The sequence below is a fragment of the Rhizobium sp. 10PS4 genome, assembly GCF_032464805.1.
Taxonomy (GTDB): Bacteria; Pseudomonadota; Alphaproteobacteria; order Rhizobiales; family Rhizobiaceae; genus Rhizobium; species Rhizobium laguerreae.
In genome coordinates this window covers 193,091-208,535 of the sequence record NZ_JAWDIW010000010.1, presented here as the reverse complement: position 1 = coordinate 208,535, position 15,445 = coordinate 193,091, and the positions used below count along the sequence as shown (strand labels likewise).

The 15,445-nt window shown below is 60.8% G+C and carries 12 protein-coding genes; 4 read left to right on the top strand and 8 right to left on the bottom strand.

Annotated elements, in window-relative coordinates; all coding sequences use genetic code 11:
• Window positions 1-132: 132 nt before the first annotated feature.
• A complete protein-coding gene (gene glyS, locus RWJ89_RS20325; protein ID WP_316031339.1) occupies window positions 133-2,247 on the top strand; it encodes a glycine--tRNA ligase subunit beta in 2,115 nt (704 codons plus the stop codon).
• Window positions 2,248-2,546: 299 nt separating this feature from the next.
• Window positions 2,547-3,035: a DUF523 domain-containing protein gene (locus RWJ89_RS20320; RefSeq protein ID WP_168257660.1), complete on the top strand. Its 489-nt coding sequence runs from the start codon at window positions 2,547-2,549 to the stop codon at window positions 3,033-3,035.
• 80 nt (window positions 3,036-3,115) lie between these two features.
• Here the strand turns inward: RWJ89_RS20320 and RWJ89_RS20315 are convergent, their stop codons facing one another.
• The 8 genes from RWJ89_RS20315 to RWJ89_RS20280 form a co-directional block, all read right to left on the bottom strand.
• Window positions 3,116-4,939 carry a methyl-accepting chemotaxis protein gene (locus RWJ89_RS20315; RefSeq protein WP_221952009.1) on the bottom strand — a complete coding sequence of 608 codons (1,824 nt, stop codon included), beginning with the start codon at window positions 4,937-4,939 and terminating at the stop codon, window positions 3,116-3,118.
• 372 nt (window positions 4,940-5,311) lie between these two features.
• Window positions 5,312-5,773, bottom strand: coding sequence for a plant virulence effector HPE1-like domain-containing protein (locus RWJ89_RS20310; protein WP_168341436.1), 462 nt, complete (start codon window positions 5,771-5,773; stop codon window positions 5,312-5,314).
• A gap of 99 nt (window positions 5,774-5,872) precedes the next feature.
• Window positions 5,873-7,150 carry a phosphoribosylamine--glycine ligase gene (purD, locus tag RWJ89_RS20305; RefSeq protein ID WP_316031338.1) on the bottom strand — a complete coding sequence of 426 codons (1,278 nt, stop codon included), beginning with the start codon at window positions 7,148-7,150 and terminating at the stop codon, window positions 5,873-5,875.
• A gap of 65 nt (window positions 7,151-7,215) precedes the next feature.
• Window positions 7,216-9,150: a DUF2207 domain-containing protein gene (locus RWJ89_RS20300; protein WP_316031337.1), complete on the bottom strand. Its 1,935-nt coding sequence runs from the start codon at window positions 9,148-9,150 to the stop codon at window positions 7,216-7,218.
• 38 nt (window positions 9,151-9,188) lie between these two features.
• Window positions 9,189-10,451, bottom strand: a complete 1,263-nt coding sequence (aroA, locus tag RWJ89_RS20295; protein WP_316031336.1) for a 3-phosphoshikimate 1-carboxyvinyltransferase — start codon at window positions 10,449-10,451, stop codon at window positions 9,189-9,191.
• 173 nt (window positions 10,452-10,624) lie between these two features.
• Window positions 10,625-11,176 carry a LemA family protein gene (locus RWJ89_RS20290; RefSeq protein WP_025393391.1) on the bottom strand — a complete coding sequence of 184 codons (552 nt, stop codon included), beginning with the start codon at window positions 11,174-11,176 and terminating at the stop codon, window positions 10,625-10,627.
• Window positions 11,177-11,289: 113 nt separating this feature from the next.
• The gene (locus tag RWJ89_RS20285; RefSeq protein ID WP_410056112.1) at window positions 11,290-13,113 is read right to left on the bottom strand and encodes a DUF2207 family protein; all 1,824 of its coding nucleotides are present in this window, start codon (window positions 13,111-13,113) and stop codon (window positions 11,290-11,292) included.
• Between the two features lie 82 nt (window positions 13,114-13,195).
• Complete coding sequence (locus RWJ89_RS20280) at window positions 13,196-14,152, bottom strand: glycine--tRNA ligase subunit alpha (RefSeq protein ID WP_017959197.1); 957 nt, start codon at window positions 14,150-14,152, stop codon at window positions 13,196-13,198.
• 383 nt (window positions 14,153-14,535) lie between these two features.
• On the opposite strand from RWJ89_RS20280, the gene RWJ89_RS20275 reads away from it, so the two are divergent.
• Both RWJ89_RS20275 and RWJ89_RS20270 read left to right on the top strand, forming a co-directional pair.
• Entirely contained in the window at window positions 14,536-15,144 is a 609-nt protein-coding gene (locus tag RWJ89_RS20275) for a TetR/AcrR family transcriptional regulator (RefSeq protein WP_316031335.1), read from the top strand.
• A 12-nt stretch (window positions 15,145-15,156) separates the two neighbouring features.
• Window positions 15,157-15,444, top strand: a complete 288-nt coding sequence (locus tag RWJ89_RS20270) for a YciI family protein (RefSeq protein ID WP_131666216.1) — start codon at window positions 15,157-15,159, stop codon at window positions 15,442-15,444.
• Window position 15,445: the final 1 nt, after the last annotated feature.

Sequence of the window (15,445 nt, the reverse complement as noted above, 5' to 3'; positions counted from 1 at the left end):
ACAGGATAAGCAGGCCGGAAAGACGGCGATTTTGCGGTTGTGCAGATGCGCCATTCTTTGCTAGCAGAAGCAACGTTTTGACCCGGCGCCTATGCCATCCCTCCCCTGTCGCGGGAGGCAAGGAAATTCGACATGCCAAACCTTCTTCTCGAACTCCGCTCCGAAGAGATTCCGGCCCGCATGCAGCGCAAGGCTGCCGGCGACCTGAAGAAGCTCGTCACCGATGCGCTTGTCGAAGCGGGTCTGTCCTACGAGGGCGCACGCGAATACTGGACGCCGCGGCGGCTTGCGCTCGACATCCATGGCCTGACGGCACGCTCCGCCGATGTGCGCGAGGAACGCAAGGGACCGCGCACCGACGCCAACGAGAAGGCGATTGAAGGCTTTTTGCGCGGCGCCGGGCTTTCCTCGGTTTCCGAGGCGCAGGTGGTGAGCGATCCGAAGAAGGGCGATTTCTACGTCGCGGTCATCTCCAAGCCCGGCCGCGCGACGGAAGAGATTGTCAGCGATATTATGCCCGGCATCATCCGCGATTTTCCCTGGCCGAAATCGATGCGCTGGGGCAAGGCCTCGTCGAAGCCCGGCGCCCTGCGCTGGGTGCGGCCGCTGCAGTCGATCGTCTGTACCTTCGGCCCGGAGCATGAAGAGACTACCGTCATCCCCTTCGAGATCGACGGCATCACCGCTTCCAACATCACCTACGGCCATCGCTTCCATGCGCCCGAGGCGATCACCGTGCGGCGCTTCGACGATTACGCGGCGAACCTGGAAAAGGCGAAGGTCATCCTCGACGCCGAGCGACGCAAGGACATCATCCTGCACGATGCCCGCGACATCGCCTTTGCCAACGGGCTGGAGCTGGTGGAAGACGAAGGTCTGCTGGAAGAAGTCTCCGGCCTCGTCGAATTGCCGCAGGTGCTGATGGGCAGTTTCGAGGAGGATTATCTCTCGATCCCCTCCGAAATCATCCGGCTGACGATCAAGACCAACCAGAAATGTTTCGTGACGCGCGCGAGCGGCAGCGAGACGCTGTCGAACAAGTTCATCCTCGTCTCCAACATCCAGGCAAGCGACGGCGGCAAGGAAATCGTCCACGGCAACGGCAAGGTGGTGCGGGCAAGGCTTTCCGATGCGCTGCATTTCTGGAAGCGCGACCAGGGCAATCTGCCGGATCTCGATACGCTCACGGCTTCGGCGGCAAAGTTCGGCCTCGACATCAACAAGCCGCTCGACCAGCGGATGGCCAAGCTCGATGCGCTCAATGTGACCTTCCATGCCAAGCTCGGCACGCAGGGCGCACGCGTCGCCCGCATCCGCACGCTGGCCAAGGAATTGGCTGATATCACCGGCGCCGACGCGGCTCTCATCGATCGCGCCGCCGTGCTCGCCAAGGCCGATCTGCGCACCGAGGCCGTCGGGGAATTTCCGGAACTGCAGGGATTAATGGGTCGCAAATATGCGGTGCTGCAGGGCGAGAATGCGTCCGTTGCCGCAGCGATCGAGGATCACTACAAGCCGCAGGGTCCGTCGGACCGCGTGCCGGAGGATAGAGTGGCGATCACGATCGCCCTTGCCGACAAGCTCGATACGCTGATCGGTTTCTGGGCGATCGACGAAAAGCCGACCGGGTCGAAGGATCCGTTTGCGCTGCGGCGTGCGGCCCTCGGTGTCGTCAGGATCCTGCTGGAGCGAAGGATCCGCCTGCCGCTGCTGGCAACGACCGGGGATGGCGACCTGCTCTCCTTCTTCCACGACCGTCTCAAGGTCTATCTGCGCGACCAGGGCGCCCGCCACGATCTGATCGACGCCGTGCTGACGCCTGATGCCGACGACCTGTTGATGGTGGCGCGCCGCGTCGAAGCGCTGACGGCCTTCATCACCTCGGAAGACGGCAAGAACCTGCTTGCCGGCACCAAACGCGCGACGCAGCTGCTCGCCGCCGAGGAAAAGAAGGGCACCGTGATCGCCGACGGCGTTTCGCAAGCGCTTCTGAAGCTCGATGCCGAGAAGGAGCTCTTCACCGCAATCTCCAGCGCCTCGAAGGATGCCTCGGACGCCGTTGCGGGCGAGGATTTCCGCTCGGCGATGGAAGCGCTCTCCAAGCTGCGCGGCCCGGTCGACCGCTTCTTCGAAGAGGTACTCGTCAACGACGAGGACGCCGCCATCCGCGCCAACCGTCTCGCCCTGCTGCGACTGATCCGCGAGGCGACGGGAACGGTTGCGGACTTCTCGAAGATTTCGGGGTGATGTTGCCAGTACGCACGCGGCGCTTGCCACGTGGGTGCTGGGATTAAATACGTTTGGCGCCGATGTTGCGCCATCTCAAAAACATCTGCCCCTCACCCTAACCCTCTCCCCGTAAACGGGGCGAGGGGACGTGCCCTACGAGAGGTGGGCGAGGAACGGAGAGGTTGCGGCTGTCCCCTTCGCCCCGCGAGCGGGGAGAAGGTGCCGGCAGGCGGATGAGGGGCTGGTGCAGTCGTTACCCCTTGAAGAACGGCTATCCAACGCTGGCATTGCCGCCGCCGCGGCGCTATTCAAGAGACATGCAGAGCAAGATTCTCGTCAGCGCCTGTCTCATGGGCCACGCCGTTCGGTATGACGGGCGAGCGAAGCCGTTGCTTCATCCGGCGATCGAGACATGGCGGGCCGAGGGCCGGCTGGTGACGATCTGTCCGGAGATGTCGGCGGGCATGACGGTGCCGCGGCCGCCGGCGGAGATCGCAGAGGCGGCAAGCGGCGAAGAGGTGCTGGCCGGCAAGGCGCGGGTTGTCGAGCTGACGGGCGCCGACGTAACGGAAGAGTTCCTGCGGGCAGCAAAGAATGCCGTGGCGCTCGCGAGGCAGACCGGCTGCCACTATGCGCTGCTCATCGACGGCAGCCCGTCCTGCGGATCCGGTTTCATTTATGACGGCACGTTTTCCGGCCGCAAGCAGGCCGGTAATGGCGTGACGGCGGCGGCGCTGAAAGCAGCCGGTGTCGAAGTGTTTTCCGATCGCGAAATCGAACTGTTGATCGAACGTATCGCGCAATGAGCTTCAAAATGGCACGGCCGCCGGAGAACCGACGGCCGCTAAGAATTTGGTGATAAAATTTCTTATTGTTCCCGCGCCGTTTATGCGGCGCGGCGACCCTGATGTGCAGCGGTAGCTGTGTTGGCCCCACTGACGCGGAAGCCGCGGATGAGGTCGATCAACTCGTCGGTATCGCTGGCGAGTGTTTCGGCCGATGCCGTGGTCTCCTCGGCCATGGCGGCATTCTGCTGGGTGGCGGCATCGAGCTGGTTCATCGACGAGGAGATCGAGCGCAGCGTCGTATCCTGTTCGGAGGCGCTGTGGGCGATCTTGGCGACGATCTCATTGGCGGCTTTGATCTGGTCGGAGATGCGCTTCAGCGCCTCGCCTGCCTCGCCGACCAGACGGACGCCGTGGTCGACCTGGCTGGAGGAGCGGGCGATCTGATCCTTGATCTCCTTGGCCGCAGCGGCGGAGCGCTGGGCAAGCTCACGGACTTCCTGGGCGACAACCGCAAAACCCTTGCCGCTTTCACCGGCGCGCGCTGCCTCGACGCCGGCATTCAGCGCCAGCAGATTGGTCTGGAAGGCGATCTCGTCGATGACGCCGATGATCTTGGTGATCTCCGACGACGACTTCTCGATGCCGCTCATCGCCTCGATCGCCTGGGTGACGATCGCATCGCTGTGGGTCGCCTCGGTGCTGACCGAGTGGACGCGTTTGCTGGCTTCATGGGCGCCATCGGCGGTCTGGCGGACGGCGACGGTCAGTTCATCGAGTGCGGCTGAGGTTTCTTCCAGGCTGGCGGCCTGGCGCTCGGTGCGCTGCGACAGCTCGTTGGAAGCGCGGCGGATCTCTTCCTTGCTGGTGCCGATATCGGTGCCCTTGGCGCTGACCTTGGCCATGGCGGCTTCGAGATGCGACAGCGCATCGTTGAAGTTATCGCGAAGGGCGGCGTATTTCTGGCCGAGATCGGCGCAGCGGACGGTGAGATCGCCGCGGGCGATCATCTCCAGCGCCTGGCCGATCGTCGTCACCACCCGCGCCTGCAGCGTAGCTTCGTCCTGCTGCCGGCGCAGATTGTTTTCGCGCTCGCTTTCCAGCGCCAGCTGTTGGGCCGCCTCGCGATCGGACATCGCATGGCGTTCCCTGATCTTTTCCTGCAGCGACTGCGTCGCCTTGGCCATCATGCCCACTTCATTGTTCATGCCGATATGCGGGATGGCGATCGAAACATCCTCTTCGGCGACAGCCTTCAGGGCGGCATGGACGTTGTTGAGAGGTCCCGATATGCCGCGGATGACGAAGTAGGCGGCGGCCATGGCAAGGAAGAACAGGACGATGCTGCCGGACAGTGCAGTCAGGATCGTGCTGTTTATCTGCGCATCGAGATCGTCCATATAGACGCCGGTGATGACGACGACCTTCCAGGGTTCGAAGGCCTGCCCATAGGCCGTCTTGCGGTAATCGCCGGCCGGCTGGCCCGGCTTGCTGGTGGAATAATATTCGACGAGACCACCGCCCTGCTGCCCGAGCTTAACCAGTTCTTCGCGATAGAGCTTGCCCTTGCTGTCCGGCTGCGCCTTCAGGTTCTGCCCGACTTTCGCAGCGTCGTAGTGGAACATCATCTGGACGTCGTAGCTATAGCCGAAGAAATAGCCGTCCGGATCGTATTTCATCCCGTTGACGGTGGTGTAGGCCTGCTTCTGGGCATCCTCCAGCGTCATTTCGCCTGATGTGACCTTGGCCTGGTAAAGCTTGAGAACGGAGACCGCCGACTGAACCTCGGCGCGCAGCATGTCGTAACGCTCCTTGTAGATCGCATCGACCGAGGAGCGGATCTGCAGGGAGGTGGCGATCGCAAAGGCGATCATCAGGCCGACGACCAGCAATATGAGCTGCTTCGATATCTTCAAATTTTTCATGACGCCTCGCAACGGGAATGGATGGCTGCATTCCGGTGCGGTTTTCTACCGCCTGTGCGAGCGCGCCAAAAAGAGGACGCGTCTACCGCTGCTAAAACAAACATGCTGCGACCGGGTAAGGAACAATTGATGCTCACCCTATAAAAAAGCTTTAACTTTATTGTTCGCGGCGCGAGTTTCCCTAAAAATCGAGGGGTAATTTACAAGGCAAAACCGCCGGATCTCAGCATATCAAAACAAGAATGCACCCTCGCTGCTCATCGAGGGTGCATTCGGTCCACCGGTGGTGGAACCCCAATCGATCGAAACCTTGATCAGGCAGGGGCAGGGAATTTTGGTTTTAAAGCGCCGCGCACTTTTGCGCGACATGCTTTAGAAACGCAGCTTGAATTCAGAAACGTTAAGGGCTGCCGGTTGTTCCGCCATGCCGGCGGCAACGGGCTTGGCGTCGCCGCCGATGACGGCCGCCGTCGTCGCATTCATGTCGATGCCGTCGACAGGCGGGGCGGAAGGCGCCGCGGCAAGCATCGCTTCCGGGGTCGCCTTGCTGACGAAGACGACGGGCGAGCCGCCCATCCAGCCTTCGGTACGATAGATCTTCTTTTCGCCGCCGACATCTCGGATTTCACTCGCCTGGAGGACGCCAGGCTTCAGCTCCGGCACCGTATAGTCCCTCTTGGTCAGCTCGGCCTGGAGTGGCGGGCAATGGGTGCAGCTTTCGGTGACGATGCTGCCTTCAGCGGACGGCGCGGTCTTGCCGACCACCTCTATCGAGGACGCCATTGCTGAGCCTGCCATCAGCAGGATTGCAGCACCGAGGAAAATCTGACGCATCAAAGTTACTCCGTCTCACCTTCGGAGCAAATTAGCGCAGCTTTGTTTCCATCCCGTCAGGGGAAAGGGTAAAAATTTAAAGAACGCGGCGGTTTATACTCATTCCAAGCCGCTTTCGCGCTCGATCGCCCGCCAACCGATGTCGCGCCGGCAGAAGCCGTTTTCCCATCTCACCTTGTCAAGCAGCGTGTAGGCGCGGTCCTTGGCCTCGGCGACCGTGCCGCCTGACGCGGTGACGTTCAGCACGCGGCCGCCGGTCGCAACCAGCGCGCCGTCCTTCAGACCCGTGCCGGCATGAAACACCTTCTCGCCCTCGCCTGCATCCGGCAGGGAGAGGATCGGCGTGTTCTTGTCGTAGGCGCCGGGATAATCCTTCGAGGCCATGACCACCGTCAGTGCCGGATCGTCGCTCCATTCGGCCTTGACTTGATCGAGCGTGCCGTTGGCGGTGGCGAGCAGCAGCGGCAGGAGATCGCTCTTCAACCGCATCATCAGCACCTGGCATTCGGGGTCGCCGAAGCGGACATTGTATTCGATCAGCTCTGGCCCCTTCCTGGTGATCATCAGCCCGGCGAAAAAGACGCCGGAGAAGGGATGTCCGCTCTCGGCCATGCCGCGGATCGTCGGTTCGATGATCTCTTTCATGGTGCGCTCGACCATCTCGGCAGTCATCACAGGCGCCGGCGAATAGGCGCCCATGCCGCCGGTATTGACGCCGGTATCGCCCTCGCCCACCCGCTTGTGATCCTGGGCGGTTGCGAGCGGCAGCGCATGTTTGCCATCGCAGAGACAGAAGAAGCTCGCTTCCTCGCCATCGAGATAGGCTTCGACGACGACTTCAGCGCCAGCAGTGCCAAACGCGCCCTCGAAGCAGTCGTCGACCGCAGCCAAGGCTTCATCGAGCGTCATCGCAACCGTCACGCCCTTGCCGGCAGCAAGACCATCGGCCTTGACGACGATCGGCACGCCCTGGGCACGGATATAGGCTTTCGCCTTCGGTCCATTGTTGAAGCGCTGGTAGGCGCCTGTCGGAATATCGTAGCGGGCGCAGATATCCTTGGTGAAGCCTTTGGAACCCTCGAGCTGGGCTGCGGCAGCGGAGGGGCCAAAAACCGCCAGGCCATCGGCACGCAGCCGGTCGGCGAGGCCGGCAACCAGCGGCGCCTCCGGGCCGACGACGACGAAATCGATCGCCTTGTCCTTGCAGAAGGCCGCGACTGCGTCGTGATTCTCGATATTTAAGGGCACGAGGATGGCATGTTCGGCAATGCCGGGATTGCCGGGTGCGGCGTAGAGTTCCGTCATCAACGGCGATTGCGCCAGCTTCCAGGCGAGTGCGTGCTCGCGTCCGCCCGATCCGATCAACAGAACCTTCATGCGCCACCCTTTCCTTTTCTGTCTGGCGGTTAAGGGCCAGGGGCCGAAAGGTCAAGCAGGAAAGCTTACCAGCCCCCGCCCCCACCGCCTCCACCACCGCCGCCGGACGAGCCGCCGCCGGAAAAACCGGAGGATGAGCTCGACGGCGGTGGCGCGGGAATTGTCGACGCGATGGTCGAGGCCATCGAAGAGGAAAAGCCGCCTATGCGATCGGAGAAGCTGCCACTGTTGAAGTTGCCGGAATACCAGGCGGGCGCATAGGCGGCAGCCGCGCCGGCAGCAGCTGCCGCAAGCCAGGTTTCGAAGGTGCGCGACCAGGGCTTTTCGACGCCGAGCGCCACCGCATAGGGCAGCAGGGTCTCGAAATGCCGCGGCGACATTTCCGGGGCGCCAGCCGTGTTCATCCGGTCTTTTTCGGCAAGCGTCAGATATTGGCGCAGGCCGTCTATGCCGTCCATCATCTTGGCGCCGAGCGGGGTCGGCGCGCCCATGATGAAAAAATAGAGGATGTTCAAAAGCACGATGCCGCCGACAGCAAAGAGCATCGGCGTTTCGTGCAGTTCCACCAAGGAGGAGGCAAGCGCCAGCCCCATGGTCGCCAGGATGCTGATGCCGACGAAGACGCCGATCGCGGCGGAGATGATGGCGATGATCTTGCCGAACAGCGACTTGCCGCGATGCAGCGACCTGACGAGGCCGGCGACGAAGACCGAAACGAAGACCGAGATGACGATCGGGATCAGCATCACCGCGATGGTGTCGGGCTCCAGCGAACCGAAGACGAACAGGATCACCAGGGCCGCGGCACTGAGCGCGATGCCGCCTGCGGTATAGATCAGGTTGGAATTGTAATATTTGCCGCGATGCTCCTTCTCGATCGCCGAGCGGAATGCCTGGCCGACGGACTTCACCCGCTCGCCATTGGCCTTGTCGATCGTCAGGGACGAGCCGGCACCGCCGGCAACCTTCAGCAATTCGATCTCGCCGGCCTGGAACTTCTCCTTGCCGAGCGGCTTGCCGGTGCCTTGGATGACGATCGAATTCTTCAGGTCTTCGAGTTTGACGTAACCGCGGACGGCAAGATTGAGCGCGGTGGCGGACAGCGCCGTCCAGCCCTCGCCGGAGAAGCCCTTATTGTCGATGTAGTTGACCAGCGCCGGCGAGATGCCGTCAGGCGCGTCCCAGCGCGGCACGACGACACCACGGGCGGGATCACGGCCGACCTTCAGCCAGGAGCGGGTGTAGTAAGCGAAAACGAGGATCAGGCCGCCGAAGCCGATGAAATAATTGCGGTTGTCCTTCAACCACCATGTGCTTTCCATGTCCGCGCTCGGCGGATCGATCGACCCTTTCGGCATGCGGATTGCAAAGGTCAGGCCTTCGTTGGGGCCAAGGGGCATGGTGGTGGAAAAGACCAGCCCGGCGCCGGTCTCGCTGGCGCGGGCATTCTTTCCCGTCGCGCCCTCGGGGCCGGTGAAGAAGATCGTCTCCGTCGCGCCGACGCCGGGCGGCAGCTTCACCGCCGCGGTGGCCAAGCGGATCGGGAAGATCCAGCCATTGCCGGTGACGTTCCAATAGAGTTCGTCATGATCGTCGAAATAACGGATCTGGCGATTGGTCCTGTAAGTGAAGACATATCGATGACGGCCCGGCGTTACCGTCACATCGGCAGAACCGGCATAGATGCGGATACCGCCTGATATCGATTCGGTGTGCCAGGGCTCGTCCTCGCCATCGCGCTGGACCGAGACCATATCGAAATCGACGCTGCGGCGACGGCCCGCGGCATCGCTGAAATAGAGCGGGAAGTCACGGAAGATGCCGTGGTTGATCTGATTTCCCTCGGCATTGACGGTGATCGTCTCCGTCACCGACATCGCGCCGTTCTTGTCGAGCGTGATATCGGAGGCGAAACTGTCGATCACCTCGGCGGCAAAGGCCGCGGGGGCGGCAAGCATCAACAGGAGTGCAAAGCAAAATCCGAAAAACCGACGCCCCATCCCTGTCTCCCCGCCGGCAGCCTCGGCTGCGTGTTTCGTCAATCTTGGTCCTGATAGGTCACGCCAAGTGCTGCCAGTGTCCGCCAGTAGGCGGGGAAGGTCTTGCCGACGCAGTCGGGATCGAGAATGGTGATGCCGTCGATCTTCAGCGCGGCGAGTGCGAAACTCATGGCGATGCGGTGATCGGCGAAGCTGTCGATCTCCGCCGGCAGCGTCTGACCGGCGAGAGCAGGATCGGAATGGACGATCAGATCGTCGCCGTCCTCGACGGCCAGGCCTCCGCGGATATTGTTGAGCCCCGTGGACAGGGCGCGGATGCGGTCGCATTCCTTAACTCGCAGATTGGCGATGCCAACGAAGCGGACCGGCGTCTCATTGAAAGCGGCAAGCACCGCGATCGTCGGAACCGCATCCTGCATCTGCGAGCCGTCGATTTTAGCCGGCAGATGCGGGAATTTGGCGATCGCCTCGTAGGCCTTGGCATCCGGCTGGGTGAAGGCATCGTTCGGCACGCCGAGATCGATCTTGCCACCACTCAGCACTTCGGCCGCCCAGAGATAGGTCGCGGCGGATGCATCCGGCTCGACGATGAAATCGGCGGCCCGGTAGCCGGTCGGCTCGACGCGCCAGATGACGGGACTGGTCTTTTCGACCTTGGCGCCGAAGGCCTTCATCGCCGCCGTCGTGAGATCGATATAGCCAAGCGCGCCGATATCCTCACCGACGAGTTCGATATCGACAGGACGGTCGCCGCCGGCCGCCATCATCAGCAGCGCCGAAACATATTGGCTGGACAGGCCGCCATCGATCAGGATTCGGTCGGCCTCAAAGCGGCCGGTGCCCCTGACGGTGACCGGCGGGCAGCCAGTCTCGGCGGTGACGTCGATGCCGAGCGTGCGCATCGCCTCGACCAGCGGGCCGATCGGGCGCTTGCGCATATGCTCGTCGCCATCGACGATGACGGTGCCGTCGACCAAAGCCGCAGCCGCCGTCAGGAAGCGGGTCGCCGTGCCGGCATTGCCGAGGAAGAGCGGCGCTTTCGGCGCCAGCAGCCTGCCGCTGCCGGTGACGACGAAGCTGGTATCGTCAGGCTCGTCGATCGCAACACCCATGGCGCGCAGCGCTTCGGCCATATAACAAGTATCGTCGCTCTTCAGCGCCCCGGTCAGCCGGCTCGTTCCCTTTGCAAGACCGGCGAGCAGAAGCGCGCGATTGGTAATCGACTTGGAGCCCGGCGGCATGGCGCGGCCCGAAAGCGGCCTGCCCGGCGGGATGATCGTGAGTTTGGCTGTGCGTGTCATGCTGTTCTTCCGTCCATAGGGCGACCCTAAAGCGCTTGCCGCGCTTTAGGTCTTTGGTTTTGCGCATTGTCGTTATCGCAAAACCGCTGCACACTTTTGCGCGACATGCTCTAGCCGGCCGCGATCTGCCCTTGCTCTTAATCGCTTTCTCGCAAAGGCAAAATGCCGGATCGTCAGAATTTCACGGTGGGAACGGCGCGGTCGGCCTCGTTGGTGATTTCGAAATATTCCCGCTTGGCAAAACCGAACTGACCGGCAACGAGATTGGACGGGAAGCTTTCGACCTTGACGTTCAGGTCGCGGGCAGCACCGTTGTAATAACGCCGTGCCATCTGCAGCTCGCCTTCCATGGTTTCCAGCGAGGCCTGCAGCTCGGCAAAGTTCTCGTTGGCCTTGAGATCGGGATAGGCTTCGGCAAGCGCGATGACGCGGCCAAGCGCCTGGCCGAGCAGCCCTTCCGCCTGCGCCCTGCCCGCAACATCGCCTGATGGCACGGCCTGCGCCTTGTTGCGGAGCTCAACCACCTCCTCGAGCGTCGACTTTTCATGGGCGGCATAACCCTTGACCGTCTCGATCAGGTTCGGGATCAGATCGGCGCGGCGCTTCAACTGCACATCGATGCCCGACCAGGCCTCCTCCGCCATCTGCCGCGCGCGAACCAGGCCGTTGTAGATGAAGACGAGATAGAGCGCGATGACAGCGATAATAGCGAGTGTCACAAACATGCAGATGGGCTCCCCGATTTGATGATCGCACGTTAGTGATTCGGTATTACAAAGTCATCTTGGCGCAGTCATTCTTTGACTGATTTCGATCAGACTTTGAAAATACCGCTCGTCTAAGAACTTATTCGCCAATCCGGAGCATAGGCATCCATCTTCTCGCTCTCTCGCCAGAGATTGAAACGTTCGGTCCAGCGTTGCTCGACACCAAGCGCGACGGCGAAGGGCAGATGGTGCTCGTAGCATTCGATCGACATTGGCGGGCCATCGATCTCGCCGTGGAAATAAGGGTGCAAACTGAGGATGTTATTGCGCATCTGCCGCTGCTTCGACGTTGGCATGCGCAGCATCGCCAAAACACCGATAATGCCGACGACGTGCAGCAAGATCGCCACCAGATATGGCTGCTGTTCGCCGATCACCTCAGTCATGCCGATATAGCCAAGTGCAACAATCAGTATCGCCGGAAGACCCACAAACAAACTAATCGCCTGTTTGAACTGCTCGGAGGTGCCGGTGGCCACGGGAAACCGCTCTGGATGGCGGAACATTGTTACCACCAGAAAAACAATGAACAATATCCCGCAGATGGCCGCGGAAAAGATCAAGAGGCCCGACAAATAGGCAGTGGCAATGCCAAGAACTAGAATTGCAGCTGAAGTCTTCAACGCTGCTCGGTCTGCGCCGCCTCTAACTTTCCGATATTCCTCGGCGACTATCTGGTGCAAGTCACGTTCGAAACCATACAGAGCATGTACGACCGTGCGCCGATCACCAGTAGGCGGTTCTCCTTCAATCCGACCAAACACCGAACGCGTCACAGCTGGAAGACCGTACCATCTGGCCCGCGCCACCTTGCCTTTCTTGCGCACCTGCCTGGCAGACAAATCCGAAGCTTCAGCATTCTCTCCAAGGCCAGAAATGCGAAGCAGTCTCTTCGTTGCGAGATGGCAGACAGACGCCATGAAGGCTGCCTTTGCAGCATCCGGTTTCCAGTTCCAAAACACATAGGCGGCTAAAGCAGGCGAAATGCTCTCCGTCTTCTCACTGTCGACAGCAATTGAAGGTGCAGGCAATCGCCAGCTCTGCCCCAATCTAATGAGGACAAACAGACTGGCGATGAGCGGTCCCAAAATGCTTATGGACGGGAGAAGGTGATCGGAGAGCCACCACCGCACCCGATCGCCGTTCGTTACGATCATAAAGGTCCCTGCGGGATATTCGATCTCGATGTCCGGCAGCTTTCGATCCGCTTTACCTACTGGAATAGATACCAAGATCTCATTCGTTGCGCTCCGCGTAATGTCATAGGCGGCCGCCCGATCCTGTTGCGAGGGGCGTACCGTTCCGCCCGGCGGCAGTTTTAGAGCAAGCGTTTTTTTCGCTCCCTGGCCGTGCACGCGGCCCATATAGGCCGGCAGGAAGAGAACCTCGCGATCCCCTTCCTGACGAACCAGGCGTCCGAGCCAATAAGCGATCTGGATCTTTGTAACACCGGTGAGCAGATCTGCAGAACAGCCTTTGCAGTGCTCCGTTCCTATGTAAACCGAATAGCCCGGCACATTGTTTTCTATGAAATAATATTCGTCGATTCCGTCGCGCCGGGCTGCGGCCAGTTCGAAATCTCGCCAGTGAACACCACCTGACGCATCCGTGAAACGTTGAGGGATATCAACGTAGACGCCGCCGTAATTTTCCGCCTTTTTGACCAAAATGTCGAAGTGTTCCGACACAAACGCACTGCCGTCGGTATAGACTTCGATCGTAGTGTTTGCCGAATAGACCGTGAATTCTTTGTCGAAATTGCTGCACGAAGTCAGGACGAACAGCATGCCGCATAAGATGGGCCATGCTAAAAGGCGCAACATCCTGGGGGCGGAATTTTCATCCAAAAGTTTGAAGCAAAGAATACCGCTCTTCAAAAGGGATACCGAAGCCATACGTGATCGCAACACCCACAAGACAATGTGGGGGCGGTTTGCGCAATACAAAAGAAGCGAAGCGACGGAAATTAGACGGCTTTTACGCCGCCTCTTTGGAGAGGTTGACGCCGCCGGCGTCGGTCAGCAGGAAGGCTTCGCCACAGGCCTTGGCGAGGGTGCGCACGCGCAGGATGTAGCTCTGGCGCTCGGTGACCGAGATGACGCCGCGGGCGTCCAGCAGGTTGAAGACGTGGCTGGCCTTGATGCACTGGTCATAGGCCGGGAAGACGCATTTGTGCAGGCGCTGATTGGCGTTGTCGCCGGGGGCGCCGGCGTCGAGCAGCGCCCGGCATTCCTTCTCGGCATCGACGAAATGGCGATGCAGCATCTCGGTGTTGGCGAATTCGAAATTATGGCGCGAATATTCCTGTTCGGCCTGCAGGAAGACATCGCCATAGCTGATCTTCTCGTCGCCGTCGCGGCCGTTGAAGTTCAGATCATAGACATTGTCGACGCCCTGGACATACATGGCGAGGCGTTCGAGTCCATAGGTCAGTTCGCCTGATACCGGCGAGCATTCGATGCCGCAGACCTGCTGGAAATAGGTGAACTGCGAGACTTCCATGCCGTCGCACCAGCACTCCCAGCCGAGGCCCCAGGCGCCGAGCGTCGGGCTTTCCCAGTCGTCCTCGACGAAGCGGATGTCGTGCAGCAGCGGATCGAGACCGATCGCCGCCAGCGAGCCGAGATAAAGCTCCTGCAGGTTGGGCGGGTTCGGCTTCAGGATGACCTGGTACTGGTAATAATGCTGCAGCCGGTTAGGGTTTTCGCCATAGCGGCCGTCGGACGGGCGCCGCGACGGCTGGACATAGGCCGCCTTCCACGGTTTCGGGCCGAGGGCGCGCAGCGTGGTGGCCGGGTGGAAGGTGCCAGCGCCGACTTCCATGTCATAGGGCTGCAGCACCGCGCAACCCTTGTCCGCCCAGTAGTTATGCAGGGTCAGGATCAGCGCCTGGAAGGAGCGCTTCGGGTTCATATGGTCTGGGATAGCTGACATCGAACGGCACCGATTGCTTGGGATTTATCGGCGCGACAGGTGCCATGGAGGGCGGCGGGGGTCAAGACGTTTGCGGCGGACAGCCGGCGAAAGCCGATATGGAAGAGGACTTAGCCGCCCCTCCCCTAACCCTTGTGGCGGCGTGCAGCGGGGAATACCCCGGAATTATGCAGCAAATGCCACCAACGACCGCTTTCGGCCTGGCCCCTAGCGGTCGCTTCTCTCGATAGTCGAGCGTCTACATTGGGGGATAGCAGTCACTTGCTGAATCCCGTCACCTTCACGTCCACCCTTGACGTCTTTAGGACGATTGTCCTAAAGAGCTTTGTAGGGCAATTACCCTACGCGGTGAGCGATGGCGATGGCGATGGAGAACCGGGCACTTGGGGGCAGCGACCACACGACTGCAGATTGTTGAGGCTGCAGACAGGCTTTTTTATGAGCGGGGATTCGAGGCGACGTCCTTCGCCGACATTGCGGCAGTCGTCGGACTTTCGCGAGGCAATTTCTACTATCACTTCAAGACGAAAGACGAGATTCTCGATGCGGTGATCGCCCATCGTTTTTCAAAGACCAAGGCGATGCTAGATGCGTGGGAGGCTGGGGCTGAAGCCCCCGGCGAACGGATCAGAAGCTTCATTCACATGCTCATCATGAATCAGACAAAGATCATGGCCTTTGGCTGCCCAGTCGGCACGCTTTGCAACGAACTCGCCAAACTCGACCACACTGCCAAGGACGAGGCGACCAAGCTTTTCACTCTGTTTCGCGATTGGCTTTCGCGCCAGTTTGCCGCACTTGGCCGTGAGACCGATGCCGACGCGCTTGCCATGCACATCCTGATGCGAAGCCAGGGCGTCGCCGCACTCGCGACCGCCTTCCGCGACGAAGCCTTCGTCCGCCGTGAAGTCGACGATATGTGCCTATGGTTGGCAGTGCAGCGACCCAATCTATCCGATCATCCCGAATCCGTTTCCATCCAGAATTCCTGAAGGAGGCCCTGCATGTTCGTCGTTACACTTAAATTCTCCGCCAACAAGGCCCGAGCCTCCGCCCTTATGGAAGGGCACAATGCCTGGATCAAACAAGGCTTTGACGATGGCATCTTCCTCCTTACCGGAAGCCTTCAGCAAAGTGCGGGCGGAGCGGTTCTCGCCCACAACACATCCCGCGCCGATCTCGAAATGCGGCTCCAGCAAGATCCTTTCGTTGTGGGCGGTGTCGTAAGCGCAGACATTCTTGAAATTGCACCGGGCCGCACCGACGACCGCTTGGCCTTTCTTAGGGCGTGAG